Here is a 16,872-nt window from a genome sequence, read left to right as displayed (position 1 = left end):
GCCCCGGCCGCCGATCATGCCAAGGTTGAGGCATGTCGAGACTCCGGGTGGTCATCGCGTCCGATTCGTTCAAGGGATCCCTCGGCGCACCAGAGGTGGCGGCGGCCCTCGCTGCCGGCTGGTCACGATCACGGCCGGACGACGTCGTCGTTACCCTGCCCTTGGCGGACGGCGGCGAGGGCACCCTCGACGCGTTCGAGCGGGCGTGCCCCGGGAGCGTCCGCCACGAGAGCGTCGTGGAGGGCCCTGACGGCCGCCCGGTCGACGCCCCCTGGCTCACGCTGCCCGACGGTACGGCCGTCGTCGAGCTCGCCTCGTCCTGCGGGCTCGGCCTGCTGAGCTCGCCCGCGCCGCACGACGCGAACACCCGCGGCCTGGGTGGCGTCATCCGTGCGGCCGTCGACGCCGGAGCCACCCGGCTCGTCGTCGGCCTCGGAGGCAGCGCGTCGACGGACGGGGGAGCGGGCGCTCTGACGATCCTCGGTGCCCGCATCGTGGATTCCCTGGGGGAGCCCGTCGCCTCGGGCAACCACGGCCTCACGACAGCCGCCCGGGTCGATCTGTCGGGTCTCATCGCCCTCCCGCCCGACGGCGTCACCCTGTTGGTCGACGTCGACAGCCCCCTGCTCGGTCCCGACGGTGCCGCGGCCGTGTTCGGGCCGCAGAAGGGTGCCTCCGTCGACGACGTCCTCGCACTCGAGCAGGGTCTCGAGCGTTTCGCGAGCCTCGTCGACGTCGATCCCACGACGCCCGGGGCCGGGGCCGCAGGAGGAACGGGTTTCGGTCTGCTCGCCTGGGGTGCCCGTCTGCAACCCGGAGCGGTCGCCGTCGCCGAGACGGTCCGTCTCGCCGAGGCCCTGGCCCACGGTGACGTCGTCGTCACGGGAGAAGGATCGTTCGACGGTCAGACCGCCGCCGGGAAGACCGTGTCGCTCGTGCGTCGGATGGCCGACGCCGTCGGAGTACCGGTCGTCCTCGTCGCCGGTGCGGTCGACGCGCCTGCGGACGGCTTCGCGGACGCCGTCTCGACCACGCAGATGGCCGGGGGCGTCGCCGAGTCCACGACCCGCGCCTCCTACTGGGTGGGCGAGGCCGCCGCCGAGGTGGCGGGGCGGTGGGCGCGATGACCGCCGGCAGGACGTCCGAGGTCGTCGTCGCGGTCGTGCAGACCGCGCCCGGCGACGACCCGGCGCGCAACCGGCGGGCCATCACGGACCTCACCGAGGAGGCGGTCCGCCGTGGAGCACAGGTGGTGGTCTTCCCCGAGTACTCGTCGTATTTTTCTCCCGACCTGGGCCCGGCGTACCTCGATGCCGCGGAACCGACGGACGGGCCCTTCGTGCGACACCTGACCGCGCTGGCCGACCGGCTCGGCGTCGTGGTCGTCGCCGGCCTCGTCGCCGTCTCGCCCGACCCGGCCCGGTTCGAGAACCTGCTCGTGGCCGTGGCGCCCGGTCGGGGCGTCGTCGCCCGCTACTCGAAGCAGCACCTCTACGACGCGTTCGGTGGGCAGGAGTCCCGGTGGATCGTGCCGGGCCCGTTGGCCGTCGCCGCGACCTTCGAGGTCGGCGGGCTCGTCTTCGGTCTGCAGACCTGCTACGACCTGCGGTTCCCCGAGGTCACGCGGACGCTCGTCGACGCCGGGGCCGACGTCGTCCTGATGCCGGCCGAATGGGTGCGCGGGCCGCTCAAGCAGCACCACTGGACGACCCTCCTGACCGCTCGTGCGCTCGAGAACACCGTGTACGTCGCCGCCGCGGACCACGCACCGCCGATCGGCGTGGGCTGCAGCACGATCGTCGACCCGACGGGCGTGGCCGTCGCCTCGGTCGGGGACGAGGTCGACGTCATGGCAGTGGCCAGGGTCTCGGCCGACCGGATCGCCGCCGTGCGGCGCCTGAACCCGTCCCTGGCCCTGCGTCGGTACGACGTGGTCCCGCGCCGCGTGGGGGCCGGCGAGACCTCCTCGGAGCGCTCAGACCGAGAGTGACGCGAGTCGGGCCGCGGCCTGCTCGAGCACCTCGACGCGCTTGCAGAAGGCGAAGCGGACGAGGGACGACTGCTCGGCGGCGAGCGCGGGGTGGCAGAAGGCGCTGATCGGCAAGCCGACGACTCCGACCGATTCCGGGAGGCGCCGGCAGAGCTCGGCCGCGTCGTCGAACCCCAGCGGAGCGGCGTCGGCGACCACGAAGTACGAGCCGCGGCTCGCGCGCACCGCGAAGCCGGCCCGACGCAGCCCGTCCGACAGCACGTCTCGCTTGTGGGCCAGCGTGCGAGCGATCCCGTCGAAGTAGGCGTCGGGAAGTCCGAGTCCGACGGCGATCGCGGGCTGGAAGACCGAGCCGTTCACGAAGGTCAGGTACTGCTTGACGGCGACGATGCGGTCGACGAGTTCGGCCGGACCGGTCAGCCAGCCGATCTTCCACCCCGTCGTGTTGAAGGTCTTGCCTCCCGACGAGATGCTGATCGTCCGGGCCGCCGCCCCGGGCAGGGTGGCGAACGGCACGTGTGCCGCTCCGTCGAAGAGCAGGTGCTCGTAGACCTCGTCGGTGACGACGAGCGCGTCGTGCTCGACGGCGAGTTCGAGCAGGAGGCGCCTGGTCGCGTCGTCGAGGACGCTACCCGTGGGGTTGTGCGGGTCGTTCAGCACGACGAGGCGGGTGCGCGGACCGAAGGCCCGCCGGAGTTCGTCCGGGTCGACGACCGAGTCCGCACCCCGGAGCGGGACGGTGACGTGGACGCCGCCCGCGAGCCCGATGACGGCTCCGTACGCATCGTAGAAGGGCTCGAGCGTCACCACCTCGTCACCGCGGTCGACGAAGGCCAGGATCGTGGCCGCCAGCGCCTCGGTCGCCCCCGCGGTCACGAGCACCTCGCGTCGCGGATCGAGGTCGATGCCGTAGAACCGCCTCTGGTGGGCGGCAACGGCGTCGAGGAGGACGGGCATGCCCCGGCCCGGGGGGTACTGGTTGAGGCCCGAGCGCAGTGCCTCGTGCGCCGCCTCGAGGACCTCGACCGGGCCGTCCTCGTCGGGGTACCCCTGCCCGAGGTTGATGCTGTCCGTCGCCGTGGCGAGCGCCGACATCTCGGCGAAGATGGTCGTGGCGAGTCGACCGGCGGCGTCGAGGAGCATGGCGCCGCTCGCCGCGCGTTGCCAGGGTGCTTGAGGAGTCATGATCCCGTCACCGTAGCCGCGGAGGAGGGGCTCGGGGGAGGTCCCGTCCAGCCCCCGCATAAGCTGGGCGCAGTCCGCTCACAGGCTCGCCGTATGATCCGCCCAGCTTGGGCGACCAGGCTGTCAGGGCTTGGAAGGAGCACCATGACCGACACCCCCCGCCACGACGACGCCGACGACGGCGCACCGCGCACGCCCGAGGGCACCGCCGACGGTTCGCAGGGCGTCCCGGGCGACGACCGGGCCACGAACGACGGTGCCCAGCCCACGACGCCGTACCCGGCGGACCAGGGCGTCACCTACGGTGCTCCGCCTCTCCCCGGCAGCACGCCGCGAGCGGGCGAGTTCGAGTCCGGCCCCGACGGGCGCCGGAACGACGACTCGCAGCCTCGACCCGGCTCGTTCCCGCATCCGTCGTCTCACCAGCAGGCGGGTCCCTACCAGCAGCCCGGTTCGTACCAGCAGACGGGTTCGTACCAGCAGGCCGGGGACCCTCAGCAGCCCGGTCCCTACCAGCAGCCCGGTTCGTATCAGCAACCCGGGTCGTACCAGCAGCCGTCCTCCTACCAGCAACCCGGGTCGTACCAGCAGCCGTCCTCCTACCAGCAGGCCGGGACCGACCCCTATCGGCAGCCGGACTCCGACCCGTCGGCGTTCGCGTACGACACGACGAACTCGTACGCAGCGGCTGGTTGGCGGGCGCCTGCGGAGAAACCGAAGAAGAGCCGGCGTGGTGCGGGGTCCGTCGCGGCGGCCCTCCTGGTCGGCGTCCTCGTCGGAGGCGCGGCGGGCGGCGGCGTCGCCGCGGTGCTGTCCCGCGACTCCGGGGCCGGCGTCTCGGCCACGGGTCAGTCGCGAGACCTGACGGTCAACGACTACGACGACGCGACGGTCGTCACGGCGGTGGCGGCGAAGGCCACGAAGTCGGTCGTCACGATCAACGTGACGGCGGGCGAGTCCGGCGGCACCGGCTCGGGCGTCATCCTGAGCGACGACGGCTACATCGTCACGAACACGCACGTCGTCACCCTCGACGGGGCGAGTGCGTCGGGTTCCGTCACCGTCACGCTCAGCGACGGCAGCATCCTGCCGGCCGAGGTCGTGGGCCTCGACCCCACCGTCGACCTCGCCGTGCTGAAGGTCGACGCGACCGGGCTCACCCCCATCGCCTTCGCCGACTCGTCGGAGCTGAACGTCGGCGACACCGCCGTGGCCATCGGCGCACCGCTCGGTCTGTCGAACACGGTGACCGACGGCATCGTCTCGACCCTCAACCGCAGCATCACCGTGCAGTCCTCGGCCGCCCCGACGGACGGCAGCGACCAGGGCCAGCAGAACGACAACAACGGCCAGGGGCCCTTCTCCTTCAACAACGGGGACGGCGGCACGCAGAACCAGGCCAGCTCGGTCATCTCGCTGCCGGTCATCCAGACCGACGCGTCCATCAACCCGGGCAACTCGGGCGGTGCGCTGCTCGACTCGCAAGGAGAGCTGATCGGCCTCAACGTCGCCATCGCCAGTTCCGGAGAATCGTCCGGCAGCATCGGCGTCGGCTTCTCGGTGCCGTCGAACCTCGTGCAGCGCGTCGCCAAAGAGATCATGGCGAACGGGAAGGCCAGCCACGGCCTCCTCGGCGCCAGCGTGAACGACGCCACGAGCGACGCGGCCGCCACCCGGGTCGGGGCGCTCATCGTCCAGCTGAGCCCTGGTGGTGCGGCGCAGAACGCCGGCCTGCGGCAGGGCGACGTCGTGACCGAGTTCAACGGCGTGCCGATCAGCGACCGGACGGACCTCACGGCGCAGGTCCGGTTCCTCGCCGGTGGCGCGACGGCCGACCTCACCTACGTCCGGGACGGGAAGACCGACACCACGAAGGTGACCCTCGACACCTTGACCTCCTGAGGCTCTGCCCGGTCGGTGCGGCGGGGGTCGGGACGCGAGGGCGTCCCGGCCCCCGTTGGCGTGTTGCTAAGCTCGCCACGATCCCTGCGGCCGTCCGCAGTCCCGACCCGCGCCTCCCCGGCGCTCACGAGCCCGAGGAACGCGATCCATGCAAGCAGGCGACGCCACCCGACCCGGTGTCTCGTACGTCATGCCCGTCCTCAACGAAGAGCACGAGATCCGGGCGGCGGTCGAGAGCCTGCTCGACCAGGACTACGAAGGCCCGTTCGAGGTGATCTTGGCCCTCGGTCCGAGCGTCGACCGCACGAACGAGGTCGTGGCCGAGATGTCGGCGGCCGACCCGCGTGTCCGCAGCATCCCCAACCCCGTCGGTTCGACCCCTGCCGGGCTCAACGTGGCCATCCGGGCCTCGGTCCACCCCGTCACGGTCCGCGTCGACGCCCACTCGGTGCTGCCTCGCGACTACACGCGCATCGCGGTCCAGACCCTCGAACGCAGCGGGGCCGACAACGTGGGCGGCATCATGGCCGCCGTCGGGCGCACCCCCTTCGAGAAGGCCGTCGCCCGCGCCTACGGCAGTCGGGTCGGCCTCGGTGGGACGCCGCACCACGTCGGCGGGGCCGAGGGACCGACCGACACGGCTTACCTGGGGGTGTTCCTCCGGCACCGTCTGATCGAGGTCGGCCTCTTCGACGAGGGCGTCAAGCGCGGTCAGGACTGGGAGCTCAACCGCCGGCTCCGGGCCACGGGCGGCACGGTCTGGTTCACCCCTCGGCTCGTGGTGACCTATCGTCCGCGACCGAGCCTGCGCAAGCTGGCGCGCCAGTTCGTCGCGACCGGGCTCTGGCGGGGCGAACTGGCCCGACGCTTCCCCAAGGCGAACACCGTGCGGTACCTGGTCCCTCCCGCCATGGTGCTCGGCGTGGCGCTCGGCCTGTTGGTCGGCCTGACCGGCCTGGTCGGCCTCGCCCTCGGCACCGCCCTCGGGTGGGCCACGCTCGCCCTCGTCGTACCCGGTGTCTACGTCGTCTTCGTGCTCGCGGCCGCTCTGCTCGCCGCCCGCGGCGACGACCTCCGCACCCGGCTCTGGTTTCTCGTAGTCTTGCCTTCCATCCACTTCGGGTGGGGCGTCGGCTTTGTGCTCGGCTTCCTCGACCTCACGAAGAACATCACCGCCCAGACCGGAAGGTAGCCGCCGATGACCGCGCTGCCCACCAGACCGAGCTCGATCGCCGAGCTGCGACGCGTCGCCCAGCCGCCCGAGGTGCGCAGCCGCGCGAACGCCGAGCACTGGACGGCCTCGCTGTACCTGCGCGACGTCTCGCCCTACCTGACCTGGTGGTTGCTCAAGACCAGCGTCTCGGCGAACGGCGTGACCGGGTTGATGATCCTCGTCGGCTGGTGCACCGCCCTGTCGCTGCTCGTGCCGGGCATCACCGGTGCCCTGCTCGCCCTCGTGCTGGGCCAGCTGCAGATGCTCGTCGACTGCTGTGACGGCGAGGTGGCCCGCTGGCGCGGAACGAGCTCGCCGGCCGGGGTCTTCCTCGACAAGGTCGGCCACTACTCGACCGAGGCGCTCATCCCGATCGTGCTGGGCGTCCGTGCCGCCGGGTTCCCCTTCGAGACCCCGGAGGACTTCCTCTGGACGTCCGCCGGCTTCGCCCTGGCCCTCGTGATCGTGCTCAACAAGGCCCTCAACGACATGGTCCACGTCGCCCGGGCGAACGCGGGCCTCGCCCGGCTCGAAGACAAACGAGGAGGCGCGACCCAACCGAGCGGGCGCCTCCTGTCCCGACTGCGCAGCGCCGCGCGCTTCGTGCCGTTCCATCGGCTGTACCACTCGGTCGAGCTGACCATGCTCGTCTTCCTGGCCGCGATCGTCGGCCTCGTCGTGGGCGGTGTCACCGCCGACCGCGTCCTGCTCGTCGCCCTGCTCCCGCTGTCGGTGCTGGCGTTGGTCGGCCACTTCGTCGCCATCATGGCGTCGAAGCGGGTGCGCTCCTGAGCGAGGTCCGGCCCCGGGTCGGAGTCGTGAGCCTGACCCAGGGGCGACGTCCGCGCGACCTGGCCCGGGGGTTGGCCACGATGCTGGCCCAGCGCGACGTCGAGCTGGACGTCGTCTGCGTGGTGAACGGACGAGACGCCGCGACCGCCGAGGTCGAGGTCCCGACCGGGGTCCGCCTGCTCGAACTCGCCGAGAACGTGGGCATCCCCGCCGGCCGCAACCGGGGAGCCGAAGCGGTCTCGGGCGAGTGGATCTTCTTCCTCGACGACGACGCGAGCCTGCCCTCCGAGCGGTTCCTCGCCGACGCCGTCGCGTTGATGCGGGCCCGACCCGAGATCGGGCTCCTGCAGCCGCGGGTCGTGGACCCCGACGGCGCCGCGAACCCCCGCCGCTGGACGCCTCGACTGCGCAAGGGCGACCCTCGCCGCTCGAGCGACGTGTTCTCCGTCTGGGAGGGGGCCACCCTGCTGCCGCGCGACGTCTTCGACGCCTGCGCCGGCTGGGGGGAGCCGTACTTCTACGCGCACGAGGGCATCGAGCTGGCGTGGCGGGTCTGGGCCCAGGGCAGGCGCACCTGGTACGAGGGCTCGCTCGTGGCGAACCACCCGGCCATCGACCCAGCGCGGCACGCCGACTACTACCGTCTGAACGCCCGGAACCGGGTCTGGCTGGCCAAGCGCAACCTGCCCTGGCCGTTGGTCCCCGTCTACGTCGCCTCCTGGACGGGGGTCCAGCTGCTGCGCTGGGCACGCACCCCGCAGCGCCTGCGGCCCTGGTTCGCGGGCTGGGTGGAGGGGTGGCGAGAGGCGCCGGGCGGTCGACGCTCCATCGGTTGGGTAACGGTCCTCCGCATGTCCAGGGCCGGTCGACCTCCGGTCCTCTAGGCTTTCCGGGGTCCGGCGCCGATCGGGTGACGGACCGACCCGAGGAGGGCATGTGCCGCTGACCCGAGACCTGGGGCTCGCCTGGAGCCTCGCCCGCCGGGCCGTCCGTTCCCGCAGCAGTCGACGTCGGCTCGAGCGCGACCCGCGGGTCGCGGTGACGCCGGCTCCGGGCACCGTGCGCGTCGCCGTGTACTTCGCCGACACGGCCGTCAACATGTACCAGATCCGCCAGTGGTACGCGCCTCTCGCCCACCTGGCCGAGACCTTCCCCGTCGCCATCGTCGTCCGTTCGCCGGGCACCATGGTGACCATGCTCGACGAGAGCCCGGTGCCGCTGGTCTACGCCCGCAAGGTGGCCGACCTCGAGGACTTCGTCGCCGCTCAGCCGCTGGCCCTGACCCTGTACGTCAACCAGAACGCCAAGAACTTCCAGATGATGCGGTACGGCCGCATGTGGCACGTCTTCGTCAACCACGGCGAGAGCGACAAGATGTACATGACGACGAACCAGTTCAAGGCCTACGACTACGCCTTCGTCGCGGGCGACGCCGCCAAGGACCGCCTCGCCGCCAAACTCTGGGACTACGACCTCGAGAAGCGCGCCGTGCCCATCGGCCGACCGCAGGCCGACCACTTCTCGGGCGAGGTGCCGTACCCCGACGACGACCGCCTCGTCGTGCTCTACGCCCCGACCTGGGAGGGTGACCGTCCCGCGGCCGCGTACGGGTCGATCGCGACGCACGGCCTCGCCCTCGTCAGGGCCCTGCTGGCGTCGGGGCGTCACCGGGTCGTCTACCGGGCGCATCCGCGAAGCGGCGTGCTCGACCCCGAGTACCGGCGGGCGCACGAGGCGATCATCCGGGCCCTCGGCGAGGCGAACGCGCGTGATCCCGACGCCCACCACGTCCACGACGTGGGGCCCGAGCTCGGCTGGCAACTGGCCGCGGCCGACGTCGCCGTGACCGACATCTCGGCGATGGTCTACGACCGCCTCGCCACGGGCCGTCCCCTCGTCGTGACCCGTCCGGTCGCCGTCGAGGCCGACGTCGACGAATCGGGCTACCTCGGTGACGCCGAGTGGTTGACGGCCGACGGTGCGGGCGACATCGTCGCCCTCGTCGATCGGGTCGTCGACGATCCGGAGGCGCGGGGTCGCCTCGAGCACTGGGTCCGTCGTCACTTCGGTGACACGTCGCCCGGAGCGGCCACGCATCGGTTCGAGAGCGCGGTGGCGCGCCTCGTGCGGCTGCGTGACGACTACGCGGCGCGCCGGCCGTCGACCGACGACCCGCGTTCGACCGGTTCGGCGGGCGACGCCGACCAGGAGGCCGGCGACGCGGAGGCGTCCGACCTCTGACCCCCGGCACCGCACTCGAGGGGTCTGAGGCACCAGGGCTTTCATGTCTCGGTGCCGTGGACTCTGGATGTCAGACGCTGAGCAGCGTATCCATGAGGCATGCCTGAACCGACGTCCGCCGCCGCCCGCCTCTTCGGAGAACGCATCCGTGACGAGCGTCTGCGCCTCGCGCTGAGCCAGGACGAGGTGGCGCACCTCGCGGGCATGAACGTGTCCAACTACGGAAAGATCGAGCGCGGCATCGGCAACCCCGTGTTGCACACGATCGTCCGTCTCGCCGTCGTGCTCGGGGTCGACCCGGGCGTGCTGGTCACCGACCTCGGGGCCGATCACCTGCCGCCCGTCCTCGAGGCCTTCACGGCTGCGGACTACGTCGCCGAGAGACGCGCTCGGCTCAGCAGCTGACCCGCCACCTCACGGGAAGGGCTCGTCGGCCAGGGTTCCGACGACCAGGCTCAGAAACTGAACCGCCAGAGGTACTCGTCGCCGCCGGGCCGGAACCATCGCACGACGGCGATCGCACTCCGGCTCAGTTCGACGCCCAGCACGCAGAGGTCGACGGAGTGGTCGGGGTCGAGACGGGTGGTCGCGACGGGGACGAGGAGCCCGGTGCCCACCAGGGTGACCCTGACGCCGGTCACGGTCTCGGGGGAGTCGTTGACCAGCCGGTAGACGCGGGGTGCGCGGGAGCGGTCGAGGCTGAAGGGAACGGTGTAGGCAAGGGTCGAGGTCGTCATGTCGTCGACCCTAGGAGCGACCGACGCGGGTCGACGCGCGTTCTTGTGGACGACGGCTGACTGGGGAGGACCCGTCGCGGGACGGGTCGCCGCCTCACGCGAGGCCCGCGTGGCCGCCTCGCGGACGCCGGGTCGCCCTGGCGAGGGGAACGGTCAGAGCGACAGGTCGAGGGGGAATTCGGCAGGGGCCGCACCGAACGCCGTGCGGGCCGTCGTGACGACCTTGCGTCCGAGGAGGTGGTTGCCCGTCCCTCCCACGACGGCACCGATGCCGAACGGGAGGGCCCTGCCGAGGACCGAAGCCCCCTGCGACGCCGCGAACCGTCGGATGAACTGCTTGCGGATCGTGTCGGTCAGGCCACTCATGGCCGCCTTGGGGAGTTTCGAGGTCACGAGCTCACCCCAGAACGCGGTCCTGGCCGGGGCCGTCCCCATGGCCTCGCCCGCGAACTGTCGGACGAGGCTGGCACCCGGGCCGCCGAGCAGCATCGCCATGACGAGGGCCCGGGCGCGGTCGGGGTCCGAGACGGCGATGCCGTGGACCTCGGTCACGGACTGCGCGAAGAGGGCGCTCGCCTCGAGGAAGCCCGCGGTCTCGACACCCGAGAGGGCCAACGACACGCCCCAGCCGACACCGGGGATCACGGCGCTGGCCCCGACGGCGGCCCCGCCGGTCGTCACCGCGGCGAGGTACTCGCGTTCGAGGATGGTGATCAGCTTCTGTGGTGTCGCCTTCTTGTGCCGACGGCGCAGCGTGGCGACGTGCTTGACGACCACCGGACGTTGGACGGCCAGCAGCTTGTCGAGACGGCGCACCCAGGCGGTGTCCTCGGACCTGTCGGGCGCGGACGTCTGGTAGTGGTACTCCGTCGAGTTCCCGGCGTCACGGGCGACGAGTCGTCCGTCCGCCGTCGAGGCGTCGTGGTCGGGGCTGTGGGGCTGACTGCGTTCGGGCACGCCTCGACCCTACGCCGAGGGGCGGGGAGGGTGATCGGTGGCGTACCGGGCCAGGGCGTCGTCGAGTGGGCCGTCGAACACCAGGGCGCCCTTGTCGAGGTAGAGGCCCCGTCGGCAGAACCGTTTGAGGTCGCGTTCGTTGTGCGACACGAGGAAGAGCGTCCGACCGTCGGCGAGCATCTCGCCGATCCGGGCGTAGCACTTCTCACGGAACGCCTTGTCGCCCACGGCGAGCACCTCGTCGACCAGCACGACGGGCTCCTCGAGCCGAGAGATGACGGCGAAGGCGATGCGGACCTTCATGCCGCTCGAGAGGTGTTTGTAGGGCGTGTCGACGAAGTCGCCGATCTCGGCGAACTCGATGATCTCGTCGAATCGCCGGTCGATCTCGGGGCGGGACATGCCGTGCAGGCCGGCGGTCAGGTACACGTTCTCCCGGACGGTGAGGTCGGCGACGAAGCCACCGGTGATCTCGATGAGCGGCGCGACGCCGCCCGTCACCTCGACGGTGCCGGTGTCGGGCAGGATCACCTCGGCCACCAGCTTCAGCAACGTGGACTTGCCCTGGCCGTTGCGTCCCACGACGCCGATGGCCTCGCCCGGCTGCACCTCGAAGCTGATGTCGCGCAACGCCCAGAACTCGCCCGGCCGCGACCGCCTGCCGCTGTCGGCGAAGAGGTCCTTGAACGACCGTCGGCCACGTCGGTTGCGGCGGAAGCGGATTCCGACCCCGTCGACGCGGATCACGGGGCGAGGTCCGGTGACGGTCATCAGATCTCCTTCAGGACGGCACGTTCGCTGGCTCGGAAGACGAGCAGCCCGACCGCCAGGACCACGACGCACACGCCTCCACCGACGAGCACCTCGGTGAGGTCGAACTGCTCCGGGAAGAACGCCGACCGGTAGAGGCCGAAGATGCCGCTCAGCGGGTTGAACGCCGCCAGCAGGTGGAGGCTCTCGGGGAGGTCCTGGGTGCCGTAGATGATGGGCGAGGCGTAGAAGGCGAACCGGAGGGCGAGCTTCGTGGCGCGCTCCAGGTCGCGGAAGAACACGACGAGCGGCGCGACGATCAGCCCCACCCCGGCGACGAGCACGGTCTGCATGACCATGGCCAAGGGGAAGAACACCACCTGCCACTGCAGGTGCGCGCCGCCCACGACGGCGAACAAGGCCAGGACGGGAAGGCTGAGGGTGAACTCGATTCCCTTCGAGCCGACGAGCCGGAACACCCAGATCGTCCGGGGGATCTTGGTCGACCGGACGAGCTTCGCCTCGCGGATGAACGCCCGGGTGCTGTCGGACACCGCCCCGTTGAACCACATCCAGGGCAGGAGGCCCGAGAGCAGGAAGACGATGTACGGCTCGTCGCCGACCGACCGCTTGAACACGACCGAGAAGACGAAGAAGTAGATGCCCGACATGACGAGCGGGTCGAGGATCGACCAGAAGTAGCCGAGCTTCGACGTCGAGTACCGGACCTTGAGGTCGCGGCTCGTCAGCAGCCACAGCGTCTGTCGGTACCGCGCGAAGCCGCTACGACGGGGCCGTTCGGCCAGGTCAGTGCTCACGGACGTCCTTCTCGTTCAGGACACCAGGCACCGGCGCGCAGCCGTCGGGAGACGGCTCGGTTCAGACGAACAGGTTCGCGCGCTCGAGGTCTTCGGCGAAGTCGACCTCGACGGCGTAGAGGTCGGAGATGTCCACGGGCTCAAAGCGTAGCCCGTCCTGGCCGATGGCCAGTTCGATGCCACGCTCGAAGTAGTCCTGGTTGTCGACCTTCGAGAGCTGGTGCATAAGCGTCGCCTTGTCGGCCTTCGACACGAAGTTGATGCCGACGGCCTCGCCCAGACCACCCTTGACCTGCTTCGACAACTCGGCGATGTAGCCCTCGGCGTCGGTCGTGTACTTGACCTCTTCGTCGGACACCTTCGAGGTGTTGACGGTGACGAACGACTGGTCGTCGCGGACCAGGCGGGCCGCGCGAGTCAGGGCCGTGGGGTCGAAGACGACGTCGCCGTTCATCCACAGGACGCCACCGGAGGCGCTGGCCCGCAGGGCGCGGAGCAGGCTCTTCGACGTGTTGGTCTGGTCGTACATCTCGTTGTAGACGAACGAGGCCGACGGGAACGCCTCGACGATGTGCTCGAACTTGTAGCCCACGACGACGGTCACCCGGGCGTCGGGCCCGAAGGCGGCCCGGATGTTGTCGAACTGCTGCTGCATGATGGTGCGGCCGTCGTTGAGCTCGGTCAGTGCCTTGGGCAACGAGCGGCCAAGGCGGCTGCCGAGCCCGGCGGCCAGGATGACGATCTGCTGGCGGTGGTTCGTGTCGTTCTTGCTCACGCTGGTCTCCTCACAAGGGGCGAGCCCATGCGGGACGGGCTCTGCGGTGGCCCCGGCGGTGCGGACCGGACCCGTCTCTGGGTGCGATTCGCCTCGTGTTCGAGCGGTGTTCACCGCGGAGCATCGATCTGGACACGTCGTCGTGCTGTTGCAGACTACCCGATGGGGCCAGGAGCGGCCAGGGACCGTGCCCGAAGCGTGTCCGTTTCGTGATATGAGTCACCCGTCGACCGGTCGGCGTCGCGGCCTTGGTACGGTGGGGCGATGGCTGGACGGCGCGAGGACGAAGTGGGTGACATCGCCCCCGACTCGACACCGGGTGACGACACGGTCGGAGCGGTGGGCGCGTCCGACCAGGGGGAGAACACAGTGGACGACGACTCGACGACCGCGGGGGACGTGGCCGAGGGGACGGCTGAGTCGACGGAGGCCGCGACGCCCCGCGTCCCGGTGACGAAGTCGTCGACCGCGCGCAAGCCCCCGGCACCCCGGAAGCCCGCGTCGCCCCGCAAACCCTCTCAGCGCACCGCCGCCGACCGGTCGGCGGCGGCCAAGAAGGCAGCGGCGACCCGTGCCGCGAACGCGCGCGCCCGGGCCGAGGCGGCGGCCAAGGCCGCGGAAGAAGAGGTCGTCGCCGAACTCGCCGACGCGGGTGCCACGACGGACGGTACGGTCGTCGTCCCCGTCTCGGCCGACGACTACTTCGGCGACGCCCTGACGGCCGAGGAGGAATCGGCGGTCGCCCCGGACGACGCGCTCGCCGCCGACGCACCGACGACCGCCGGCGCGACCGCCCCGGACGACGAGGCCACCGTCGAGGTCCCCGAGGCCGAGACCGAGGCCGACGACGTCGAGGCCGCCGAGGCCCTCGACAGCGAGGGCGACGTCCGACCGACCCGTCAGGTCGACGTCGAGGCGCCCGTCGTGCTGTCGATCTCGGGGCTCATGAAGCGCTACGGCGGCACGGTCGCCGTCGAGAACGTCGACCTCGAGGTGCGGGCCGGGTCGTTCTACGGCATCGTCGGTCCGAACGGGGCCGGCAAGACGACGACCCTGTCGATCGTGACCGGTCTCCTGCGTCCCGACGCCGGCACCGTGACCGTCCTCGGGGCCGACGTCTGGCGCGACCCGGCCGCAGCGAAGCGAAGCCTCGGCGTCCTCCCCGACCGCCTGCGGCTCTTCGACCGGCTGACGGGTGCCCAGCTCCTCTACTACTCCGCGACCCTGCGGGGGCTCGACGGCGTGACGGCGCGCAAGCGCTCCTCCGACCTCGCCACCGCGTTCGGGCTCCACGACGCGCTCGGTCGTCTCGTCAGCGACTACTCCGTGGGCATGACGAAGAAGATCGCCCTGGCCGCCGCGATCATCCACTCGCCCCGGGTCCTCGTCCTCGACGAGCCCTTCGAATCGGTCGACCCCGTCTCGGCCGCGACCGTGACGGACGTCCTGCAGCGCTACGTGGCCGGGGGCGGGACGGTGCTGCTCTCGAGCCACAGCATGGACCTCGTCGAGCGCATCTGCGACAGCGTCGCGGTGATCGTCGACGGCCACGTGCTCGCCAGCGGCACGGTCGACGAGGTGCGGGCCGGACGCTCCCTCGAGCAGCGGTTCGTCGAGCTCGCCGGCGGGCGCGCGGTCACGGAGGGCATGGAATGGTTGCAGAACTTCTCCGACTGAGGCTCCAGACGATCGGCAACACGGTCCGCTTCGGGCCCCGCCGACTGACCGTCGCCGTCGCGTCCGTGCTGGCCGTGTTGATCGCGACCATCGCGGTCGCGAGCCTCGTGAGCGGCCTGCGTGATGCGCCCCTCGACGACGTGCGCGCCCTCGCGGTCGGCGGGGGAGCCCTCTTGCTGGTCGGATTCGCCGTCGTCCCCTTCGCGACCGTCCGTCCTGCCTGGAGCGACCCCCGCCGCCTCGCCGTCCTCGGCGTGCCCGAGGGGCGGGCGGCGATCGGACTCGCGCTCGGTGCCGCGGTCGGACTCCCCACGCTGGCCCTGCTCGTCCTCTCGACCGGATACGTCCGGGCCTGGGGCGAGGGCACCGGCGTCGCCGCCGTCGCCTTCGTGGGGGCACTCGTCGCCGGCGTCACCGCGCTGTTGCTGGCCCTCGTGGCCTCCACGCTGAACAGCGTCGTCCTGACCTCCCGACGCGGTCGCGAACTCGCACTCGTCGGTGCCGTGCTCGTCGTGCTGCTCGCCGTGCCCGTGATCGTCGACCTCGTCCGTCTCTCGCTGCCCGGCCGTTCGGGCACCGGCGTCGTCGCGGACGCCCTCGCCTGGACGCCCTTCGGAGCCGCGCTGGCGCTCCCCGGTCACGTCGCCGCAGGTCAGACCGGTCGCGTCGTGGCCGACGTCGCCATCGCCGCCGTCACGCTCGTGGCGCTCTGGCTCGCCTGGCGGGCACTCGTCGCGCGCGCGTTCGTCGACCGACCCGAGCCCGAGGAAGTCGACGACGGCGACGGACTCGGGTGGTTCGAGTACGTCAGGGCCTCGCCGACCGGGGCCGTGGCGGGCCGCAGCCTCACCTACTGGATGCGCGACGCCCGCTACCGCATGTCGCTCGTCATCATCCCGTTCCTTCCGTTGCTCGTCGTCCCCCTCGGCATCGCGGGTGTCAGCTGGAACTGGCTGGCCCTCGTCCCGGTGCCGATCATGTGCCTGATACTGGGGTTCCTGCCGCACAACGACGTGGCCTACGACAGCACGGCGCTCTGGATGCACGTGGCGTCCGACACGCGGGGTCTGGCGGACCGGGTGGGGCGACTCGCGCCTCCTCTGCTGATCGGCGTCCCGCTCGTGGTGCTCGGCTCGGTCGTCGCCACCTGGTTGTTCGGCGACTGGCAGGCCCTGCCGTCCGAGCTGGGGGTCAGCGCCGGCTTCCTCCTCAGCGGCCTCGGTCTCTCGAGCCTGGTGTCGGCCCTCCTGCCGTACGCCACGGTCCGACCGCACGACGACCCGTTCCAGCAGCCGCAGTCGAACGGCGCGACCGCGGCCTGGGCCCAGACCGTCATGATCGGGGGAGCCGTCCTCGCCACCGCACCCGCCCTCTGGTTCGCCGGTCGCGGGCTCATCACGGGCTACCCCGCGGGCGGCACGTGGGCGCTGGTCCTCGGCGTCGGCATCGGACTCGTCGTGCTGGTCGCGGGTGTCGCCCTGGGTGCCCGGGTCTTCTCGCGCCGGGCTCCCGAGCTGCTGGCGTTCGCCCTCCGCAGCTGAGACGAGGTCGACGTACGATGTCTGCATGACTGACACGCAGACGGGCGGCGGCCTCGACGTCATGGACCGCGAGCTCGAGAAGCTCCTGAACGACGAGGCGATCGACCCGGGCGACCACGAGCGCTTCTCGCACTACGTGAAGAAGGACAAGATCATGGAGTCCGCGCTGAGCGGCAAGCCCGTCAAGGCGCTCTGTGGCAAGAAATGGACGCCCGGTCGCGACCCCGAGAAGTTCCCGGTGTGCCCGACCTGCAGGGAGATCTACGAGAAGATGACGTCCGAGTGACGTCGGCG

Annotated in this window: 17 protein-coding genes; 11 read left to right on the top strand and 6 right to left on the bottom strand. The window is 71.3% G+C overall.

Translation table 11 applies throughout. The features are described from left to right. Positions 1 to 32 precede the first annotated feature (32 nt). Positions 33 to 1,127, top strand: a complete 1,095-nt coding sequence (locus ARTHRO9V_RS10790; protein ID WP_159827075.1) for a glycerate kinase — start codon at positions 33 to 35, stop codon at positions 1,125 to 1,127. After that, positions 1,124 to 1,990 (top strand): carbon-nitrogen hydrolase family protein, encoded by an 867-nt coding sequence (locus tag ARTHRO9V_RS10785; protein ID WP_159827072.1) that lies wholly within the window; start codon positions 1,124 to 1,126, stop codon positions 1,988 to 1,990. Before ARTHRO9V_RS10790 ends, ARTHRO9V_RS10785 begins: the two co-directional genes overlap by 4 nt. Here ARTHRO9V_RS10785 and ARTHRO9V_RS10780 read toward each other — a convergent pair. Continuing rightward, positions 1,976 to 3,175: an aminotransferase class I/II-fold pyridoxal phosphate-dependent enzyme gene (locus ARTHRO9V_RS10780; RefSeq protein WP_159827069.1), complete on the bottom strand. Its 1,200-nt coding sequence runs from the start codon at positions 3,173 to 3,175 to the stop codon at positions 1,976 to 1,978. The genes ARTHRO9V_RS10785 and ARTHRO9V_RS10780 overlap by 15 nt on opposite strands. Positions 3,176 to 3,319: 144 nt before the next feature. Between ARTHRO9V_RS10780 and ARTHRO9V_RS10775 the strand changes: the two genes are divergently transcribed. The 6 genes from ARTHRO9V_RS10775 to ARTHRO9V_RS10750 all read left to right on the top strand — a co-directional run bounded on the left by ARTHRO9V_RS10775 (position 3,320) and on the right by ARTHRO9V_RS10750 (position 9,728). Beyond that, positions 3,320 to 5,077, top strand: a complete 1,758-nt coding sequence (locus tag ARTHRO9V_RS10775) for a S1C family serine protease (protein WP_159827066.1) — start codon at positions 3,320 to 3,322, stop codon at positions 5,075 to 5,077. Positions 5,078 to 5,225: 148 nt separating this feature from the next. After that, positions 5,226 to 6,269 (top strand): glycosyltransferase family 2 protein, encoded by a 1,044-nt coding sequence (locus tag ARTHRO9V_RS10770; RefSeq protein ID WP_159827063.1) that lies wholly within the window; start codon positions 5,226 to 5,228, stop codon positions 6,267 to 6,269. A gap of 6 nt (positions 6,270 to 6,275) precedes the next feature. Further along, on the top strand, positions 6,276 to 7,082 hold the full coding sequence (locus ARTHRO9V_RS10765) for a CDP-alcohol phosphatidyltransferase family protein (RefSeq protein WP_159827060.1): 807 nt from the start codon (positions 6,276 to 6,278) through the stop codon (positions 7,080 to 7,082). After that, positions 7,079 to 7,966, top strand: coding sequence for a glycosyltransferase family 2 protein (locus ARTHRO9V_RS10760; RefSeq protein ID WP_159828665.1), 888 nt, complete (start codon positions 7,079 to 7,081; stop codon positions 7,964 to 7,966). Before ARTHRO9V_RS10765 ends, ARTHRO9V_RS10760 begins: the two co-directional genes overlap by 4 nt. A gap of 52 nt (positions 7,967 to 8,018) precedes the next feature. Continuing rightward, positions 8,019 to 9,323, top strand: coding sequence for a CDP-glycerol glycerophosphotransferase family protein (locus ARTHRO9V_RS10755; protein WP_159827057.1), 1,305 nt, complete (start codon positions 8,019 to 8,021; stop codon positions 9,321 to 9,323). 99 nt (positions 9,324 to 9,422) lie between these two features. Further along, a complete protein-coding gene (locus tag ARTHRO9V_RS10750; protein ID WP_159827054.1) occupies positions 9,423 to 9,728 on the top strand; it encodes a helix-turn-helix domain-containing protein in 306 nt (101 codons plus the stop codon). Positions 9,729 to 9,778: 50 nt separating this feature from the next. Here the strand turns inward: ARTHRO9V_RS10750 and ARTHRO9V_RS10745 are convergent, their stop codons facing one another. From ARTHRO9V_RS10745 to ARTHRO9V_RS10725, 5 genes are all read right to left on the bottom strand, one after another. Further along, positions 9,779 to 10,060, bottom strand: a complete 282-nt coding sequence (locus tag ARTHRO9V_RS10745) for a hypothetical protein (RefSeq protein ID WP_056048599.1) — start codon at positions 10,058 to 10,060, stop codon at positions 9,779 to 9,781. Between the two features lie 153 nt (positions 10,061 to 10,213). Beyond that, positions 10,214 to 11,017: an EcsC family protein gene (locus ARTHRO9V_RS10740; RefSeq protein ID WP_235452818.1), complete on the bottom strand. Its 804-nt coding sequence runs from the start codon at positions 11,015 to 11,017 to the stop codon at positions 10,214 to 10,216. A 9-nt stretch (positions 11,018 to 11,026) separates the two neighbouring features. Continuing rightward, positions 11,027 to 11,788, bottom strand: coding sequence for an ABC transporter ATP-binding protein (locus ARTHRO9V_RS10735; RefSeq protein ID WP_159827051.1), 762 nt, complete (start codon positions 11,786 to 11,788; stop codon positions 11,027 to 11,029). After that, a complete protein-coding gene (locus ARTHRO9V_RS10730) occupies positions 11,788 to 12,585 on the bottom strand; it encodes an ABC transporter permease (protein ID WP_173152684.1) in 798 nt (265 codons plus the stop codon). Before ARTHRO9V_RS10730 ends, ARTHRO9V_RS10735 begins: the two co-directional genes overlap by 1 nt. Before the next feature lie 61 nt (positions 12,586 to 12,646). Continuing rightward, positions 12,647 to 13,360, bottom strand: coding sequence for an NTP transferase domain-containing protein (locus ARTHRO9V_RS10725; RefSeq protein ID WP_159827048.1), 714 nt, complete (start codon positions 13,358 to 13,360; stop codon positions 12,647 to 12,649). A gap of 264 nt (positions 13,361 to 13,624) precedes the next feature. On the opposite strand from ARTHRO9V_RS10725, the gene ARTHRO9V_RS10720 reads away from it, so the two are divergent. From ARTHRO9V_RS10720 to ARTHRO9V_RS10710, 3 genes are read left to right on the top strand one after another with little or no spacing between them, the layout of a single operon-like run. Continuing rightward, entirely contained in the window at positions 13,625 to 15,037 is a 1,413-nt protein-coding gene (locus tag ARTHRO9V_RS10720; protein ID WP_123571532.1) for an ABC transporter ATP-binding protein, read from the top strand. Beyond that, positions 15,013 to 16,578 (top strand): ABC transporter permease, encoded by a 1,566-nt coding sequence (locus tag ARTHRO9V_RS10715; protein ID WP_159827045.1) that lies wholly within the window; start codon positions 15,013 to 15,015, stop codon positions 16,576 to 16,578. Before ARTHRO9V_RS10720 ends, ARTHRO9V_RS10715 begins: the two co-directional genes overlap by 25 nt. Positions 16,579 to 16,603: 25 nt before the next feature. Then, complete coding sequence (locus ARTHRO9V_RS10710; protein ID WP_056048588.1) at positions 16,604 to 16,864, top strand: DUF3039 domain-containing protein; 261 nt, start codon at positions 16,604 to 16,606, stop codon at positions 16,862 to 16,864. The last annotated feature ends 8 nt before the right edge of the window (positions 16,865 to 16,872 follow it).

Source organism: Frigoribacterium sp. 9N, assembly GCF_902506305.1.
In the GTDB taxonomy this organism is placed as follows: Bacteria; Actinomycetota; Actinomycetes; order Actinomycetales; family Microbacteriaceae; genus Frigoribacterium.
The sequence above is the reverse complement of the archived record's forward strand: the minus strand, read 5'-3'. Positions and strand labels throughout refer to the sequence as shown.

What these genes read in the sequence shown, in the direction of transcription:
- ARTHRO9V_RS10735 (WP_159827051.1), bottom strand. Translation starts at nt 11,788, where the DNA reads ATGACCGTCACCGGACCTCGCCCCGTGATCCGCGTCGACGGGGTCGGA.
- ARTHRO9V_RS10745 (WP_056048599.1), bottom strand. Translation starts at nt 10,060, where the DNA reads ATGACGACCTCGACCCTTGCCTACACCGTTCCCTTCAGCCTCGACCGC.
- ARTHRO9V_RS10710 (WP_056048588.1), top strand. Translation starts at nt 16,604, where the DNA reads ATGACTGACACGCAGACGGGCGGCGGCCTCGACGTCATGGACCGCGAG.
- ARTHRO9V_RS10785 (WP_159827072.1), top strand. Translation starts at nt 1,124, where the DNA reads ATGACCGCCGGCAGGACGTCCGAGGTCGTCGTCGCGGTCGTGCAGACC.
- ARTHRO9V_RS10720 (WP_123571532.1), top strand. Translation starts at nt 13,625, where the DNA reads ATGGCTGGACGGCGCGAGGACGAAGTGGGTGACATCGCCCCCGACTCG.
- ARTHRO9V_RS10775 (WP_159827066.1), top strand. Translation starts at nt 3,320, where the DNA reads ATGACCGACACCCCCCGCCACGACGACGCCGACGACGGCGCACCGCGC.
- ARTHRO9V_RS10780 (WP_159827069.1), bottom strand. Translation starts at nt 3,175, where the DNA reads ATGACTCCTCAAGCACCCTGGCAACGCGCGGCGAGCGGCGCCATGCTC.
- ARTHRO9V_RS10790 (WP_159827075.1), top strand. Translation starts at nt 33, where the DNA reads ATGTCGAGACTCCGGGTGGTCATCGCGTCCGATTCGTTCAAGGGATCC.
- ARTHRO9V_RS10715 (WP_159827045.1), top strand. Translation starts at nt 15,013, where the DNA reads ATGGTTGCAGAACTTCTCCGACTGAGGCTCCAGACGATCGGCAACACG.
- ARTHRO9V_RS10750 (WP_159827054.1), top strand. Translation starts at nt 9,423, where the DNA reads ATGCCTGAACCGACGTCCGCCGCCGCCCGCCTCTTCGGAGAACGCATC.
- ARTHRO9V_RS10765 (WP_159827060.1), top strand. Translation starts at nt 6,276, where the DNA reads ATGACCGCGCTGCCCACCAGACCGAGCTCGATCGCCGAGCTGCGACGC.
- ARTHRO9V_RS10770 (WP_159827063.1), top strand. Translation starts at nt 5,226, where the DNA reads ATGCAAGCAGGCGACGCCACCCGACCCGGTGTCTCGTACGTCATGCCC.